Here is a 16,000-nt window from a genome sequence, read left to right on the forward strand (position 1 = left end):
AGAAGCGCACCCTTACGGGCGACGACGTGTAGGCGTAAATGTATAAGCGGGAAAAGAAACCCGATTATGAAAAAGTATATGTGTAGTTACATTCATTACAAAACAAATGTACCAATTAAAATGAATTAGAGGTAAAACATGATTAATTTTTACAAAATAACAGGTTTTTGTTATTTAGGGTAATCAATTCATAGATTAAGAAACCATATACTAGGATATATTCAATGCTGAGAATTAAAAGGCTCTCTTGAAACAGCGCATTGGAATAAGCCCAATAGCTCAAGATGACAGTAAAGGACCACACCAGGGGAAACCTAAATTCAGTAAAAATCGCCAAAATGACCAAGAAGATGATGTACCACGGATGAACCGTTGTGGCCAAAAAATAATAGCAACTTAAAATCCATAACATAGAAACAATCAGACCGGATGTGTTTTTATTGTTGCGTAAAAAAGTAAAAACAAGGACCACCGTGATAATTATAAAGGGTATTACTTTTCCATAGACCTTTATCATTTCGTAAGCAGGGACATCAAATTGTAAACCAACGTATTTGATGATGTTATAAATACTTGCGTTGAATTCAAAATTTGAAAACCAAAGCCCTATGGTTGCGGAGTAGTTGGCGATGAAGTCCATCGTGAAAAATGGAAGCGTAAATACTAGAACGGCACCCCCTATGATGAAATAAAAGATCAAACTTTTTTTGATGCCGTAATGTTTTAAGAACAGGGGCAGGAAGATAAGGGGAACAAGCTTAGTTAAAATAGCAAAAGCATAAAATACACCTCCCCACTGCCATTTTTTCTTTGCCGTAAAATAAATGGCAACCATAAAGAAAAATAACATGACTCCTTCAAAATGAAGATTGCCCGTAAGTTCTATAATGACCAATGGATTTAAAAAATACCAGAAAATCAGATAGGACGATCTATTGAGGTGCTTCAATAACTTTATTCCAAAGTATAGAATACCCAGATCAGCGCATATTATTATGGCGCGCATCACCATGATGCTGCCTAGGATTGACTTCCCGCCTAATGCAGCTGCTAAGGCAAAAAGCACTTGGTTAAGAGGGGGGTAATTGGAAAAATGTTTGGCGCTCAGCTCTCCCATTCCCATATGTAATTCTTGGGCATTGGCAATGACGAGATTCCCTTGTGCCATTAGTTCGTTTGGTGTAAACAGATAGGGGTTGAAGCCCTGTCTGACCAATTCCCCATCCCATATAAAACGAAAGAAATCCTGGGAGAGATTAGGTGAGACAACAAAAAAGACCAAACGAAATAGAATGCCAGCAACGATAAGAAATTTAAAATTCCACTTCTCAAATTGTATGATTTTATAACACAAAAAAAATAACCCTAGGGATAGGGTTATTAGTTTTATAAAATCTGACCTGTCTAGGTCATAAGCAAAACTCCCATAGAATCCGATGCTGATAAGCACCATAAGGATTGGAAATTTATGAAGTTTCCAATAGGAGGACATACTTATGCTTTAGCAGTAAGTGAGTTGAAGAATACAAATCCGAAACCTAAGAACAACATAAAATGGAATGGGAACAATCCAAAATCGTTCAAAGGAATGGCACTGTACATTCCAAACAAGAAATATATCATAAGCAATGCTTCCAATATCATGTTTGGAGATAATTTTTTAGCCAAGTATTTATTTCCTTTCCAACTATCTGTAAGGTTGTTAATGTTGAATTTTGGTGTTCTTACAAATTCACTTCTTTTCCCCATATGCCCTTCCAAGACTGCCATGGAATTGTGCAAAGAAAAACCTAAAGCTACCGAGAAGAAGGTAAAAAATATTTTTATATAGTCCACAAAGCTATCAAAACTACTGCCCTGTATGCTCTTATAGGTAAACCAATAGCAGACAAATAAGATGATGGTACTGACTACGAAGAAGCTTGTCACTTCAAAAATCCATCCCAAGTGACCGTACATATTCTTGATATACAACATTGGGATACTCAAAAATGCTACGATGAACACGCATAGGAACATTGAACTGTTCAACAAATGCATCACACCATGGAATTTGGTCTTAAAGGAAATGTTCCTAGAGGTTACAACGCTCAATACAGTTTTTCTAAAGTTTTCCGCACCACCCTTGTTCCAACGGAATTGTTGGGAACGAGCTGCACTGATCACTACAGGGAGTTCTGCAGGAGTTTCTACATCTTCCAAATATTTAAACTTCCAGTTTTTCAATTGTGCCCTATAGCTCAAGTCCAAATCTTCAGTTAAGGTATCACCTTCCCAGTTACCGGCATCAAGGATACATTCCTTACGCCAGATACCTGCTGTACCATTAAAGTTGATGAAGTGTCCTTTTGCGTTTCTACCTACTTGTTCCAAAGTAAAGTGGGCATCCAATGCAAAGGCTTGGATTTTTGTCAAAGTAGAGTAATCTCTGTTGATATGTCCCCAACGGGTCTGTACCACACCAATTTCTTGGTCTTTGAAATATATAACGGTTTTTTTCAACCAATCTGCATCAGGTAAAAAGTCGGCATCAAAAATTGCGATAAATTCACCCTTGGCAATTTTAAGACCTTCTTTCAGTGCTCCGGCCTTATAGCCAGATCTGTTTTCTCTTCTAATGTGAGTGATGTCCAATCCAGTTTCCTGAAGTGCAGCAATTCTTCTGGCAGTGTCGTTTACAGAATCATCTGTAGAATCGTCCAGTACCTGAATTTCAAGTTTACTTGATGGGTATTCAATTTTTGCAATATTCTCCAACAATCTCTCTACAACATACTCTTCATTGTAAATAGGCAATTGAATGGTGACAAAGGGAATTTCTTTTGGATCAAGAAGATTGTATTTCGGGGCTTCTTGGTTCTGTCTTTTATACCAAAGATAATTTACAAGAAGGTTCAATTGAGCCAAACTGTAAAAGAAGATTAATACTAGCGCAATACTGTAGATTGCAATGATAATGTAAGTGATGGTTAGTCCCATTTTAGTTGATAAAGAAAAGTGTGATTAAGTTGATTTTTATTTAATACTATATTTAAAAATCCAACCTAGGATTTTTATGCCTGCAAATATACTACCTTTTACCGTACCTGATACTTTTGATACCCCAATTCTTTTTTTGTAACGAACCGCTACTTCGGTGTATGTAAGTTTCTTACGTAACGCTTTTAGTTGCATTTCTACAGTCCAGCCATAGGTCTTGTCCTCCATGTCCAATGCCAATAACTGGTCATATTTTATGGCTCTGAAGGGTCCTAAATCTGTATATTTTGCCTTAAAAAGCATTTTCATTAGAAAAGTTGCCAGATTATTGCCGAAAATCTGTTGCGGTGTCATAGAACCTTGCTCCCTCAGTTCCTTTACACGAGCCCCAATAACAAAATCTATGTCCCTTTCTATAATAGGTTCTACTATTTTGGTAATTTCTTCCGGGTAATCGGAATAGTCACCGTCGATAAATACGATAATATCAGGTGTTTTGGATCTTTTCGCTATGTATTCCATTCCACATAGACAGGCATACCCATAACCCCTTCTGTTTTCACGTAGTACAGTGGCCCCTGCCTTCTCGGCGTTTATGGCGGTTTGGTCAGTGGAATTATTGTTCACGACAATTATTTCCGATATATATTGAGGTATTTCTTGAATTACTTTCGCAATAGAATCTTCTTCATTAAAAGCTGGAATAATTACTATGATGTCTTTCATTATACTTGTTTTGGACGCTAAGCTGTCCTTCCTTCTATTACTGATTTAGGTTCTTCTATTGTGTAATCCAAATGGCTTTACTCATTTTTTAAAAGCGGACAAAAGTAGATAACTTGTATGCAATGGCAATACAAAAAATTATAATGTTTTTTATTATTTCTGATTCACCAAATCCATAAGGTTTACGTCGTTCCCCAAAAGGATTTCAGTAGGATTGATACGGCCTTTTTCGGGTCCATTTTCCAGTTTTAATACCCCTCGTGGACAAACGGCAGAGCAAATTCCGCAGCCAACACAACTAGACCTCACAATGTTTTCTCCTTTTTGTGCATATGCCCTGACATCTATTCCCATTTCACAATAGGTAGAGCAGTTACCGCAAGAAATACATTGTCCGCCATTGGTGGTGATCCTGAACCTTGAAAAAAGACGTTGTTGAAATCCAAGGATTGCTGCCATGGGGCAACCAAACCTACACCAGACCCTATTGCCAAAAATTGGGTAGAATCCAGTGCCAATTACACCAGAGAAGATACTGCCTATCAAAAATCCGTATGTTGTTCTTAAGGTTTCAGATTTGAAGAGAAAAACGTTCCCATCCCCACTAAGGTAATGGAATCCAATTAGTGCAACTATAATGGTAAAATAGCCAATGGCACCATAGAGTGCATCTTTTTGGAGTTCCTTTCTTTTAAAAAGCATCACCCACCCAAAGACAAGGGTCAATATACCCGCCACCCCAAGTAAAAAGGAATTTTTTGTCAACCAATATTTGCTACTGTCATTTCCCAGATAAGAGTAAATTACGGCAGTGGTCATTAAAGTCACAAATACAACCACACTGTGTACCACCCACCTCTCTATTTTCCAGGCTTTTTGTGTTTTGTCGCTTAAATGCCTAAAGGAATCCCCAGCCGTTTCGGCAAGGCCTCCACATCCACAGACCCATGAACAATACCATCGTTTTCCATATTTGTAGGTGAGAATTGGGGTAATGACAAAAATGGAAAGGATCCCAAAGATGAGCATGGCCAATCCTATATCCCCGGCATCGATCATACTATTGACCCGGTAACGCTCAAAATTATAATAGTTAAGGGGCCATATGTTTTTTAGGTCATAATAAGGAAGGGAAAATGATTCACTGTTCAGTCTGGACATAAATTCAGGAATCAGAAAGGCGAAGGCTGTTTGAAAAAACATGACACTAGAGGTGCGAATCATTTCATACCTGTTGTGTCTGTATTTCCAAATAAACTTAATGCCAAAAGCCAAAATAGCCACCGTATAAAGGGTGCCGTAAACAAACCATTGACTGGCAGGATTACCACTGAGGAGTTTGCTCAAGGGATCAAAAAAGGCGATGACCCCTGTGTTGTCCCCAGATTTTTGCAATCCTAGATATTGGGGATAGAAGTAGAGGATAATATAAAAAGCGGTAAGGGCAATACCGGCCATCCAGGCCCAGACGCCTCTACTGGATATGGATTTAAACCAGACACCATCATTTTTTATTCCTTTTTGGGTATGGGCATATGCCGCGGCTGAAAACCAAACCACCCCAATAAAAATGGCCAATAAGGATGTGGTCAGCCAAAATGCTTTATGAGGAAAATTTACATTGAATATGGCCAGTACCAAAATAGTGAGTCCGCCCATTCCCATCAATGTTGCTATTTTTTGGCCTAGGGTCAAGGCTTTTGGAGGTGTGCCGGTCAAGGCCATGTTTTTGTCGTATGTACTCATGAGGGAAATAGGTTATGCGTTGAAAAATATTCTTTTTAAACTTTTCTTCTTTAATCCAATGGACGCGTTGAACTGTTCATTGTATTTGGCTACGATAGAAGCTTCATATGTGTCATAGAATTCAGGATCAAAATTAGCATCCTTTAAGTGGGCCATGACATGATCAATAGATTTGCCATCTGTTAACCATCTGTCCACTATTTCGTGTCTCATTCTTATACCAAAGGTGTTGATCCCTAAAAATTCCTTGGTCCCTTTGTGAAAAGAAATAGTGACGCACGCCTTTTCATCTTTATGCCTCCAATGGAAATGTTCCTCATAGGGTTTTCTATTTCGCTCACTAAATACCCACCCATAAGTTTGATATTCAATATCCAAAAATTTGGCAGAATTGAACCAGTGTCCAGGATTATAGGGTGTGGGATTGCCACATATTGTCTGGGCAATTGCTTCACCCATCATTCGGCCTGTATACCAAACAGCTTCTACAGGTCTTCTGTTTCCAATGGGTTCGTGTTGTTCTGCACAGTCCCCAATGGCATAGATGTCCTTAATATTGGTTTCCAACATCCGGTTAACTTTAACCCCCTTGCCCAAGGTTATTCCTGAGTCTTCAAGAAAATCTATATTGGGGGTTACCCCAGCGGTAAGTCCTACTAGGTTGCACTCAATAGTCTCTCCTTTATCTGTAGTAACAGCTTTTGCATGGCCATTTTCATCGGATAGAATTTCTTTTAGGTTAGTACCCAGTTGCAAATCTATATGATGCTCTAAAATATGTTCATTGATCATTTCTGATTCGCCTTTTGGCAGGACGCCATTCCAAAAGCTGTCTTCTCGAACCAAAAATGTGACAGGAATCTTTCTACTTCGCAACATTTCCGCCAATTCTATTCCTATAAGTCCCCCGCCAACAATTACAGCTCGGGAGCACACCTCTTTGTTGGGTGCGTTCAATTCCAAAGCATCAAGATCTTGTTTGGAATACAATCCCTGTACCCCTTTCAAATCTTGTCCTGGCCATCCAAATTTGTTGGGCTTGGAGCCGGTTGCAATTATCAATTTATCATATCCTATGGATTCAGAACTGGCTAATTCAATTTTTTTTGATTTATGGTCGACCTTAGTAACAAAACCATTCACCAGATTGATCCGGTTCTTATCCCAAAAGAAATCTTCATATGGTTTAATGTGTTCAAATTGCATGTGTCCCATATATACATACATCAGTGCGGTACGGGCAAAGAAGTGGTCTGTCTCTGCGGAAACTATGGTTATTTTTTTGTCAGAAAGCTTTCGAATATGTCTGGCAGCGGTAACCCCTGCTATTCCATTACCAATAATAACGATATGTTCCATATAAAGAATCGGTTGTTGTTGCTTAAGTCGTGCTTAAATATAAGAACTTAATTCCCGGTCTTTTATTTATAAGTAATTTAAATATGGGCAAACCCAAATTCAGGTCACAGGTATGTTAATGTAGGGGATATATTGTATTTCAAATCCTTATTTGGTGTATTTTAGTGACATGAAAAAACTGCTCCTCTTCATATTATTAACCTTGCAACTGTCCTGTATAAGTCAGGATAAGAAAAAAATTAACGGTGTTAGTTTTGTGGCTTCAAGGGATCAGGCCTCCCAAGAGCATGTGGAAGCCCTTTTGCGAATCAATGCAGAATCTGCGGCTGTAATGCCCTTTGGATTTATAAGGGATGTAGCCTCCCCGGAAATTATTTTTGACACGGAACGACAATGGTTTGGAGAGACCAAAAAAGGAGCAAAACAATACATTGAATTACTTCATAAAAACGGATTAAGGGTGATGATGAAGCCCCAAATCTGGATATGGAAAGGGACCTTTACAGGAACCTTAAAAATGAATTCAGAAGAAGATTGGGTGGCTTTGGAAGCCTCATACACGAAATTCATAATGGCTTACGCTGAATTGGCACAAGAAACAAAAACGGAATTCTTTTGTATTGGAACGGAATTGGAAAAGTTCATAGAGAACAGACCGGAATATTGGAACGGCCTAGTTAAAAAAATACGCGCTGTGTATAAAGGTGAGCTTACCTATGCGGCCAACTGGGATGAATATGAACGGACCCCATTTTGGGGAGATTTGGATTATATTGGGGTAGATGCCTATTTCCCGTTGTCTGATGAGAAGACCCCTTCGGTAGAGCAATTGGTGCATGGTTGGAAACCCTATAAGGAGAAACTTATGACCTTATCCAGAAATTTAGAGAAGCCTGTAGTGTTTACGGAATATGGCTATAGAAGCAATGATTATACGGCCAAACGCCCTTGGTTGGTGGATCATAGTAAGGATGACGTAAACCTTGAGGCGCAAGCCAATGCCACTAAAGCGATTTTTGAATCTTTTTGGGGAGAAGATTGGTTCCAAGGAGGCTTTGTTTGGAAATGGTTCATAGACCATAAATCTGCAGGAGGGGGAGGTGACAACAGATTTACCCCTCAGAATAAGCCTGCGGAGGAGATAATCAGATCCTTTTATAAAAATCATTGATCTAATTGTGTAATAGAGGCATTCCTTTTTGGAAGTACACCTTATTTTTGATAATATTTGTGCAAAATTAGCATTGTGTACCCCAAAAAATGTAGCTTCTTACTATTGATCCTGGTCTTATCATCCCTGACCATTTATGCCCAAAACTCCGTCAAGACTGTAATTGCCGAAAAAGGGGATGGTATTTTTTCCATTCTTAGAAAACAAGGCATGGACCCCATAAAACATTATGGCCATTTCGTGGCTTTAAACAAAGATAATCTGCGGGACAGCATTCAGCTCTATGAGGGGCGTAAATATGTGTTGCCACCCTTTGTTGAGGCTGAGGTGGTTGTAGTAGATACAATTCAGAAAAAGGCAACCGAAAGAAAGATTATCGGCAAGGAGACCGAATACTCCATTTTTGGTAAGAAATACGCCCTAGTTCCCAATATGAGTAAGGACTTGGAAGGCGCTGTTTATTATTTGATTTCCGGTCATGGTGGTCCAGATCCTGGGGCCATTGAGAACTACGAAGGAAAAATTATTGCAGAAGATGAATATGCCTATGATATTACGTTGCGTTTGGCGAGAGAATTAATGTCACAAGGAGCTAAGGTTTATATCATCATACGCGACCCCAATGACGGAATTAGGGATGAACGTATTTTGGAAATAGATCGGGATGAGGTTACCTATCCCAATCTTGAAATACCGCTAAATCAATTGGCCAGACTAAAGCAAAGGGTAGACGCTGTAAATAAGTTGTACGCAGAAAATTTGGGAAAATATCAGCGACTTATCGTTACCCATGTGGATAGTCGCAGTAAAGGGCAAAACATCGATGTATTCTTTTATCACCATGAGAAAAGTAAGAACGGTAAGAGATTTGCCGAGAACATACACACAACTTTTCAGAACAAGTATCAAAAATATCAACCCAATAGGGAGTATTCGGGAACTTTTGAAGATCGCACCAATCTGTACCTCGTAAAAAAGACACACCCGGCAATGGTATATATCGAAATTGGGAACATAAAAAGTGCCAAGGACCAAAGGAGGATATTAGATCCGGATAATAGACAAGCTTTGGCAAAATGGATCTCGGAAGGGGTTCTTTTGGATTATCAGACTAGGAACAAGGTGCCTTAGGCCACAATGTTTTTTCTGTAATATCGGTATAGACGATCCGGTCCGGCACCCATTAGTTTTATAAAATGGATGACGCCAAAATGATACTGTAGCCTAATAGTGCCATTCTTTTTGTATTTTCTTGCTGAAGTTAGTACCGTTTGGGGCAATACCTTAAAATCCCCCAATTTATATAAGCGACCTATAAACTCGGTGTCCTCATAAATAATATAGGATTCATTATATCCGTCCGACCTGTCCCATAAATCCTTGGTGATGAACAGGGATTGGTCGCCACCACGACACACTTTTATGTTGATACGAGTGAGCCATCCTGAAGCTCTTAGGAGCCAGTTTTTAGAGTCGAACTTCATGCGAAAGCAACCAGAAGGAGTCCCTAAGGCCACCGCATTGATGATATGGGTGGCAAAATTTTTAGGAGGAAAGGTGTCGGCGTGTAAAAAGTAAAATATGGATCCAGTTGCCTTTTCGGTTCCTTTGTTCATCTGTTTGGCCCGTCCTTTTTCAGAATGTACCAGGGTGGCACCAAATTCCTTTGCAATGGTAGGGGTGTTGTCCGTGCTGCCCCCATCAACTATAATGATCTCCTTAACGTGATCTGTATTGCAGATGTCTTTGAGGTATTTCAATAAGTGACCGATATGTTCCGCTTCATTGAGAACTGGTATTATGACACTTATTTTATGGGAATCATTTAGATGCATTCAGGCTCCAATCGTAGTTGATAAATTCTATGCTGGTCTCCTTAGTTATTTTAATTGTGGAATATTGATTGATGTAGTCAGTCAATGAGACCTTATTTGTAAAGTCTTTTTTGTACCACTTAAAGATTTGGGATAACATGGCCTTCTCTTTGGTGATGACATTCCTTTTGGGATCGTTCACAAAGTTTCTTGCTGATTTTTCCAAAAGGTCTTCCAATTTTTCAACCGTAAAGGCTTCGTTCAATAGTTTTGGACAGGAATAAGAAGCGCAATTAATGGCAAAATGGATCCGTGGTTCGTCCATTTTACGCAATATATTGTGTTCAATATCCCCAAGGGAGAGCTGTTTGTTCCTTATGGTAACGACTTGCCTGTTCCAAGGTCCTTTGAGATCCTTGATACTGCCCAATGGATAATTATCCAGGATTAATTTTACGGTAGCCGCATTGTACAAATTGATGTAGTACACTAATTTACTCTCCTTGGTTTCATATTCCGAGACAGGGTTTTTTGTCTGTTGGTCCAAATATGAATTTAGCAATCCAATTTCTTTTCGGAAATTTTTATAATCAACATTGCCCACATCGTCAACATATTTTTTCAAAAGGGTGTCCCAGGTCGAGTAATCAACTTTCTGAAGGGCCAAAGGTCCCTCATCTGCTACTGTGGATATGGCGTGGCCAGAGGCAATTCCAAAGAACAACAACATTAAAATGATAATATGTTTTACGGTAAAGTGCATTTGAAGCTATTAGAGTTCTTTCATTAGTATGTAATCACAGTCTATCCTTACTATTGTGCGGTAAGCTTTATTTTTATTTTACGTCTAGCAACATCCACCTCCATTATAGTGCCAGGTACTTTCGCTGATATGTATTTGATCATTTGCCTTGGCCAGGGCAGCGGCTGTCTTATCACAAACGGCCAAAGGTTGGTTTTGCATTAAAACATGTCCATTTTTATCATCAAAATATTGCTCATCACCATAATAGATGGCAGTTTTTCCTGTAAAGACGCAAGGTCCATCTGCTGGCATGGGGTCTTTAATAGCTGCTATTTCAATAGACTCTATATAAACCAGTTCCTCTGTGGGATAGTGGTTTGGGGAAAGTACCCGATAAGATTTACGCGCTCTGATCTCTATTGTTCCAAATCCTGCATCGGTCAATGCTTTTATATAGTCCTTCATAGGGATACTGCCACTTAGACAAAGGGCACGAAGCCTATCATCATTTCGTAATTCATCGTTCATAGGTTGCTCGCAGATAGGGTCGCTCATCACCAACCTACCGTGGGGTTTTAAAACACGGTACATTTCTGATACTGCCTTTTGAAGATCTTCGGCCTTGAAGATATTGAACAGACAGTTTTGTGCTGCAACATCGATACTTTCGCTTGCAACAGGAAGGTTAAGGGCATCGCCTTTCACGAGGTCTACAAACTCACTTTTAAACCACGTATTTTCTTCTTCTGCTATCTTGAAATTCTTTTTGGAAGCTTCCAACATCTCATCAACGACATCAACTCCGGTAACCCCACCTTTTTGTCTAGAAAAGTAGGAGAATTGCAACAACTCCATTCCGCCTCCTACACCCACATAAAGTACTTTGGGGTTATTGACCAAGTCTTGTGCGGAAACAGTACTTCCACAACCATAATTCATTTCCTGCATGATCTTGGGAATGGAAAGCCCAGGAAATTGCCATACGGGATTCGTAGTGCAACACAAGCCCACATCTGGGGTTAGTGCAGCTTCTTTGTATAGGTCGTTTGTGGCGTTTAAATAACTCATATCTCTTTTATTAATTCTTTAAATAATTTAATCATTTTTGGTTCTGTCTCACCTGCAATTGCAATAATTTCTGCAATATTTACCGGCTTCAGATTGTCAGGGTCACATTCGTCGGTGAGGACGGATACTGCCATAACGGGCAATCGTAAGTGGTTGGCGGCTATGACTTCGGGAACAGTACTCATCCCTACGGCATCGGCACCAATTAGTTTTATCATTCTATATTCCGCTTTGGTTTCCAGTTGTGGACCAACCACGGAGGCATAAACCCCTTTTTGAAGGGAAATGTTTTCTCTTTTGGCAATGGCCTCTACCTTCTTACGCATTTTTAGATCATAAGGTTCACTCATGTCCACAAATCGGTCTCCAAATTCGGCCACATTTTTAAAAGCTAAAGGCGATCCTCCCTGGAGATTAATGTGATCCTCAATCAACATTATATCCCCTTTTTTAAAGTTGAGGTTCACGGCCCCGGCAGCATTGGAGATGAACAGGTTCTTGATCCCCAGTTGGTGCATTACTCTGATAGGATAGGTGACATCAATTAAATCATATCCTTCGTACATATGAAAGCGGCCCTGCATGACCACTACCTTTTTTCCTTCTAAAGTGCCATAGATCAGTTTTCCGGTATGGAACTCAACGGTCGCCAATGGAAAAAATGGGATATGGTTGTAATGTGCTTCAATGGGATTTTCAATTTCCGCCACTAATTTTCCAAGTCCGGTTCCAAGTACGATCCCCAGTTCAGGGGCATCAAAACCTTTGTGCTTTAAATAGGCTGTAGACTCTTCTAATTGTTTTAATGTCATATTTATATGTTTTTTAAAAATGGTTGAAAAGCTTCAATATATTGAATGTCCTCGTAAAGATCCACATCATTTTTTATTTTCAATAGCTTGACCGATTCATTTTTTAAATCATTCAAGGTCGATTTTAGAACAGTATTTGTGCCCCAAGCCTTATTTTTAAAAAGAGAAGCCTTGATTTTTGTCATTCCCAAAAGATAATATCCACCATCTTCTGCTGGCCCAACGACAAAGTCGGTTATGTGCAATTCCTCGAAAGCTGTATTTAGGTCATCAGATGAGAGATCGTACATGTCGCTCCCAATGATGATGATATTTTCGTACCCGGCTTCAAAGCCTTCTTTAAAAGCGTTTAGCATTCGTTCTCCCAGGTCCTTGCCCTTTTGTGCTTTTTTGTGGTAATGTGTATTTTCCCAGATATCATTTTCCCATATTTTTTCCGAATAATGCACTTCTTTGGCTGCTCTTACTTCTTTGGTTATGTTGTGGGTATGCTCCAATAAAAAGGTGTAGATTTCTAGGGCGGTATGGTCTCCTACTTTGGCTGCCAATCTAGTTTTACATTTACCCAATTCTGGATTTCTTGTAAAAATAAGAAGAAGGTTCTTTTGGTTTCGGGAATTGGGACTTGATGTCATAAACTATTTAATATACTTTTTTCCCTTTAGTCAGAAACTTACCCCAATACTTACTAAAGGCATGTACTTTATCAGTCTTATTCCCTAGATTGTCAACAATGGGATGACCTTGGTTAATCCACTCGAAAATTCCCCCATATAGGTTGTAAACATTAGTGTAACCTGCCTCTAAAAGTTGTTTGGCAGTTTTTTCAGAGCGAACACCTATGGAGCAATAAACAATTATAGGGCTATTTTTGTCTGGAGCAAAATTTGACATTTCTTCTGAATTTAATTTAGAGGTACCTACGAAGTTTGCATTCTCAATATGGCTAACATCATATTCTTCCTTTCTTCTGGCATCCAAGAACAAATAGTCTTTATTGTCAATAGCTTCCCCAACTTTCAAATAGGGCACCTCGTGCGTGTTATATTTTTGTAACGCTTCGTCTATGGTGTTCTGGGAATGGACCTTGATAAAACTGAGTATGAGAAGACATATGAAATACTTCCTTTTCATAAATAGGTATTGTATTGTGCTATACAAAGATACCATTTAGGAAAGTAAATATTGGGTTTTAACAAAGCATTAGGGTTGTGTGGTTGCGTGTCGTTTAAATGTTTATTTTTAGTAGTTAATAGAACATTTCTGATATGGGGCTAAGAAAAATATTTATAATATTGATGAGTTTTGGATTGCTATTGTCATGTAAGGATAAACCTAAAGAAGCTTCTCAAATGGATGAATCGGCTGAAACAGCATATTACCAAGAGGCTTACAGGCCCCAGTTTCATTTTACGCCTGAGGAAAAGTGGATGAACGATCCAAATGGCTTAGTTTACCATAAAGGGGTGTACCATCTGTTTTATCAATATTATCCAGACGATACAGTATGGGGGCCAATGCATTGGGGACATGCCGTAAGCAAGGATATGATACATTGGGACCACAAGCCAATTGCCTTATTCCCGGATGAACATGGTTACATTTTTTCTGGGAGTGCCGTAGTAGATGAGAATAATACTTCTGGCTTTGGAAGTAAAGACAATCCGGCATTGGTGGCGATATACACTTATCATTTAATTGAAGGGGAAAAAGCGGGGAAAAATGATTTTCAGACCCAGGGAATTGCATATAGCTTGGACAATGGGGATACCTGGATAAAATACGAAGGCAACCCAGTCATTCCCAATAAGGGGGTTAAGGATTTCCGGGATCCAAAAGTTTTTTGGAACGATAAGGTTGATAAATGGACCATGCTCCTTGTGGCAGGAGATCACCTTCAAATATGGGAGTCTCCCAATTTGATCGATTGGCAATATAAAAGTGAATTTGGAAGAAATCAAGGTGCCCATGGAGGAGTGTGGGAGTGTCCCGACCTTTTTTCCTTTAAAGTGGAAGGTACCGATGAAGTTAAGTGGGTGTTGTTGATCAGTATAAATCCGGGTGCTCCCAATGGTGGTAGTGGCACTCAATATTTTATTGGGGATTTTGATGGCACAACATTTACTTCTGATCAAAAAGATGAGCGCTGGATAGATCTGGGCAGGGATAATTATGCCGGAGTAACCTATAACAACGTGCCCAGTAATGAAAGAATTTTTATTGGATGGATGAGCAATTGGGACTATGCCAGGGACACTCCAACAGAAAAATGGCGAAGTGCCATGACCTTACCAAGAAAGTTGAGTCTTCAAAAGACAGGGGATTCATATGAACTCTTCAATTATCCGTTGAAAGGTTTTGATGACCTATTGGAAAAAGAACCGGCAAGAAATTTGACAGTTGCCTCCCAAGGCGTGTCGGAAATTCCATTTGAAAATTATAACCAATCGGATCTTCAATTCCGTACAGGTGAGTCTCTTTTTGAACTCACCTATAAAAACAGCCTAGAGGAACAGGTTGTGATCAATGTGGATAGGACTACTATGACGATGACGCTAAATAGGGCAAATTCCGGAAAAACCGATTTTCACGAATCCTTTGCAGATCCACTGCAAAAAATGAAACTGCCTAATTTGCCCGAAGGGGAAGTAGGGTTCAGGATTATTATGGACAGCTCCTCCATTGAAATTTTCGTGAACGGCGGACAGTATGCCATGACCTCCCAGTTGTTTCCCAATGAAAATTACAATGCTTTGGAAATTAAGAATATGGACCAAAAAGAAATGACAATAAATGATTTTCAATTGTCTAAAGTGAAATCCATATGGTAGATTAAGGCGTGAAAAATTTTTCATCTTGGTGACTTTTTCACGACATTGCAGGGATTTATATACACATGTACAAATACTTGATATTTCAAACTGCCATTCCACACAAAAGCCTGTCTTTACTATTGGTCATAGGGATGTTTTTTGTTGCAATCACCACTGCAAAGGGACAGCTTATCCAACAGGACAAACTCATGCATTTTGGGGTTGGAACGGTCATTGGTGCCGGGACGACGGGAGTGGTATACGGCATTACCAAGAATAAAACGAAGGCAGTAATATGGGGGATAGGCCTGAGTACCCTGGCGGGGATTACCAAGGAGATCATAGATCATAATGACTATGGTAAGGCAGATACCGGAGATATGGTGGCCACAACCCTAGGTGGTGTCTTGGGATCTTTTAGTGTGAAGATCATTTTGGACAAAAAGCGGAGGAGAAGGTAGAGTTTTTCCACTGACTATAAACCATGGAAACCCGGTGTTTCATTAGCTTCCTAAAAAAATCCTAAACGAATCTCCTATTTTTTGTGGTGCCTCCTGTCCCGAGACTTCGGGAGAACCAGGGACTGTATTTTTTATTGAGGATATTTCTGAAAACAAAAAATCCCTACCGAAGTAAGGATTTTTTTGTGGTGCCTCCAGTCCCGAAGTTTCGGGAGAACCAGGGACTTTAATTTTTGTTGAAGATATTTCTAAAAACAAAAAATCCCTACCGAAGTAAGGATTTTTTTGTGGTGCCTCCAGTCCCGA

At 39.4% G+C, this 16,000-nt stretch carries 16 protein-coding genes; 4 read left to right on the forward strand and 12 right to left on the reverse strand.

Features of this window, described 5'->3' with window-relative positions; all coding sequences use genetic code 11:
* Positions 1–142 precede the first annotated feature (142 nt).
* From ABXZ32_RS09700 to ABXZ32_RS09720, 5 genes are all read right to left on the reverse strand, one after another.
* A complete protein-coding gene (locus ABXZ32_RS09700; protein ID WP_354618476.1) occupies positions 143–1,492 on the reverse strand; it encodes a glycosyltransferase 87 family protein in 1,350 nt (449 codons plus the stop codon).
* 2 nt (positions 1,493–1,494) lie between these two features.
* Positions 1,495–2,979, reverse strand: a complete 1,485-nt coding sequence (locus ABXZ32_RS09705) for a cellulose synthase family protein (RefSeq protein ID WP_354618477.1) — start codon at positions 2,977–2,979, stop codon at positions 1,495–1,497.
* Between the two features lie 36 nt (positions 2,980–3,015).
* Positions 3,016–3,705 carry a glycosyltransferase family 2 protein gene (locus ABXZ32_RS09710; RefSeq protein ID WP_354618478.1) on the reverse strand — a complete coding sequence of 230 codons (690 nt, stop codon included), beginning with the start codon at positions 3,703–3,705 and terminating at the stop codon, positions 3,016–3,018.
* A gap of 153 nt (positions 3,706–3,858) precedes the next feature.
* On the reverse strand, positions 3,859–5,451 hold the full coding sequence (locus ABXZ32_RS09715) for a 4Fe-4S binding protein (RefSeq protein WP_354618479.1): 1,593 nt from the start codon (positions 5,449–5,451) through the stop codon (positions 3,859–3,861).
* A gap of 12 nt (positions 5,452–5,463) precedes the next feature.
* Positions 5,464–6,810 (reverse strand): NAD(P)/FAD-dependent oxidoreductase, encoded by a 1,347-nt coding sequence (locus ABXZ32_RS09720; RefSeq protein WP_354618480.1) that lies wholly within the window; start codon positions 6,808–6,810, stop codon positions 5,464–5,466.
* 169 nt (positions 6,811–6,979) lie between these two features.
* Here ABXZ32_RS09720 and ABXZ32_RS09725 point away from each other — a divergent pair, with 169 nt between their 5' ends.
* Together ABXZ32_RS09725 and ABXZ32_RS09730 are read left to right on the forward strand one after the other, a co-directional pair.
* Positions 6,980–7,981: a glycoside hydrolase family 113 gene (locus ABXZ32_RS09725; RefSeq protein ID WP_354618481.1), complete on the forward strand. Its 1,002-nt coding sequence runs from the start codon at positions 6,980–6,982 to the stop codon at positions 7,979–7,981.
* Positions 7,982–8,056: 75 nt separating this feature from the next.
* Positions 8,057–9,112 (forward strand): N-acetylmuramoyl-L-alanine amidase family protein, encoded by a 1,056-nt coding sequence (locus ABXZ32_RS09730; protein ID WP_354618482.1) that lies wholly within the window; start codon positions 8,057–8,059, stop codon positions 9,110–9,112.
* Here the strand turns inward: ABXZ32_RS09730 and ABXZ32_RS09735 are convergent.
* From ABXZ32_RS09735 to ABXZ32_RS09760, 6 genes are all read right to left on the reverse strand, one after another.
* Positions 9,109–9,816, reverse strand: a complete 708-nt coding sequence (locus ABXZ32_RS09735; RefSeq protein WP_354618483.1) for a TIGR04283 family arsenosugar biosynthesis glycosyltransferase — start codon at positions 9,814–9,816, stop codon at positions 9,109–9,111. The two genes, ABXZ32_RS09730 and ABXZ32_RS09735, sit on opposite strands and share 4 nt — an antisense overlap.
* The gene (locus tag ABXZ32_RS09740; protein WP_354618484.1) at positions 9,803–10,558 is read right to left on the reverse strand and encodes a DUF547 domain-containing protein; all 756 of its coding nucleotides are present in this window, start codon (positions 10,556–10,558) and stop codon (positions 9,803–9,805) included. The genes ABXZ32_RS09735 and ABXZ32_RS09740 overlap by 14 nt, the downstream gene beginning before the upstream one ends.
* Before the next feature lie 84 nt (positions 10,559–10,642).
* Positions 10,643–11,608: an arsenosugar biosynthesis arsenite methyltransferase ArsM gene (gene arsM / locus ABXZ32_RS09745; protein ID WP_354618485.1), complete on the reverse strand. Its 966-nt coding sequence runs from the start codon at positions 11,606–11,608 to the stop codon at positions 10,643–10,645.
* Positions 11,605–12,420, reverse strand: coding sequence for a purine-nucleoside phosphorylase (locus tag ABXZ32_RS09750; RefSeq protein WP_354618486.1), 816 nt, complete (start codon positions 12,418–12,420; stop codon positions 11,605–11,607). Before ABXZ32_RS09750 ends, arsM begins: the two co-directional genes overlap by 4 nt.
* A gap of 2 nt (positions 12,421–12,422) precedes the next feature.
* Positions 12,423–13,055: a TIGR04282 family arsenosugar biosynthesis glycosyltransferase gene (locus tag ABXZ32_RS09755; RefSeq protein WP_354618487.1), complete on the reverse strand. Its 633-nt coding sequence runs from the start codon at positions 13,053–13,055 to the stop codon at positions 12,423–12,425.
* 7 nt (positions 13,056–13,062) lie between these two features.
* Positions 13,063–13,554, reverse strand: a complete 492-nt coding sequence (locus tag ABXZ32_RS09760; RefSeq protein WP_354618488.1) for a rhodanese-like domain-containing protein — start codon at positions 13,552–13,554, stop codon at positions 13,063–13,065.
* A gap of 134 nt (positions 13,555–13,688) precedes the next feature.
* Here ABXZ32_RS09760 and ABXZ32_RS09765 point away from each other — a divergent pair, with 134 nt between their 5' ends.
* Together ABXZ32_RS09765 and ABXZ32_RS09770 are read left to right on the forward strand one after the other, a co-directional pair.
* Positions 13,689–15,251, forward strand: coding sequence for a glycoside hydrolase family 32 protein (locus tag ABXZ32_RS09765; protein WP_354618489.1), 1,563 nt, complete (start codon positions 13,689–13,691; stop codon positions 15,249–15,251).
* Between the two features lie 65 nt (positions 15,252–15,316).
* Entirely contained in the window at positions 15,317–15,694 is a 378-nt protein-coding gene (locus ABXZ32_RS09770) for a hypothetical protein (RefSeq protein WP_354618490.1), read from the forward strand.
* A gap of 42 nt (positions 15,695–15,736) precedes the next feature.
* Here ABXZ32_RS09770 and ABXZ32_RS09775 read toward each other — a convergent pair.
* Positions 15,737–16,000: hypothetical protein (locus ABXZ32_RS09775; RefSeq protein WP_354618491.1), on the reverse strand; the 264-nt coding region annotated here is incomplete at its 5' end.

The sequence above is a fragment of the Sediminicola luteus genome, from assembly GCF_040566555.1.
Lineage (GTDB): Bacteria > Bacteroidota > Bacteroidia > Flavobacteriales > Flavobacteriaceae > Sediminicola.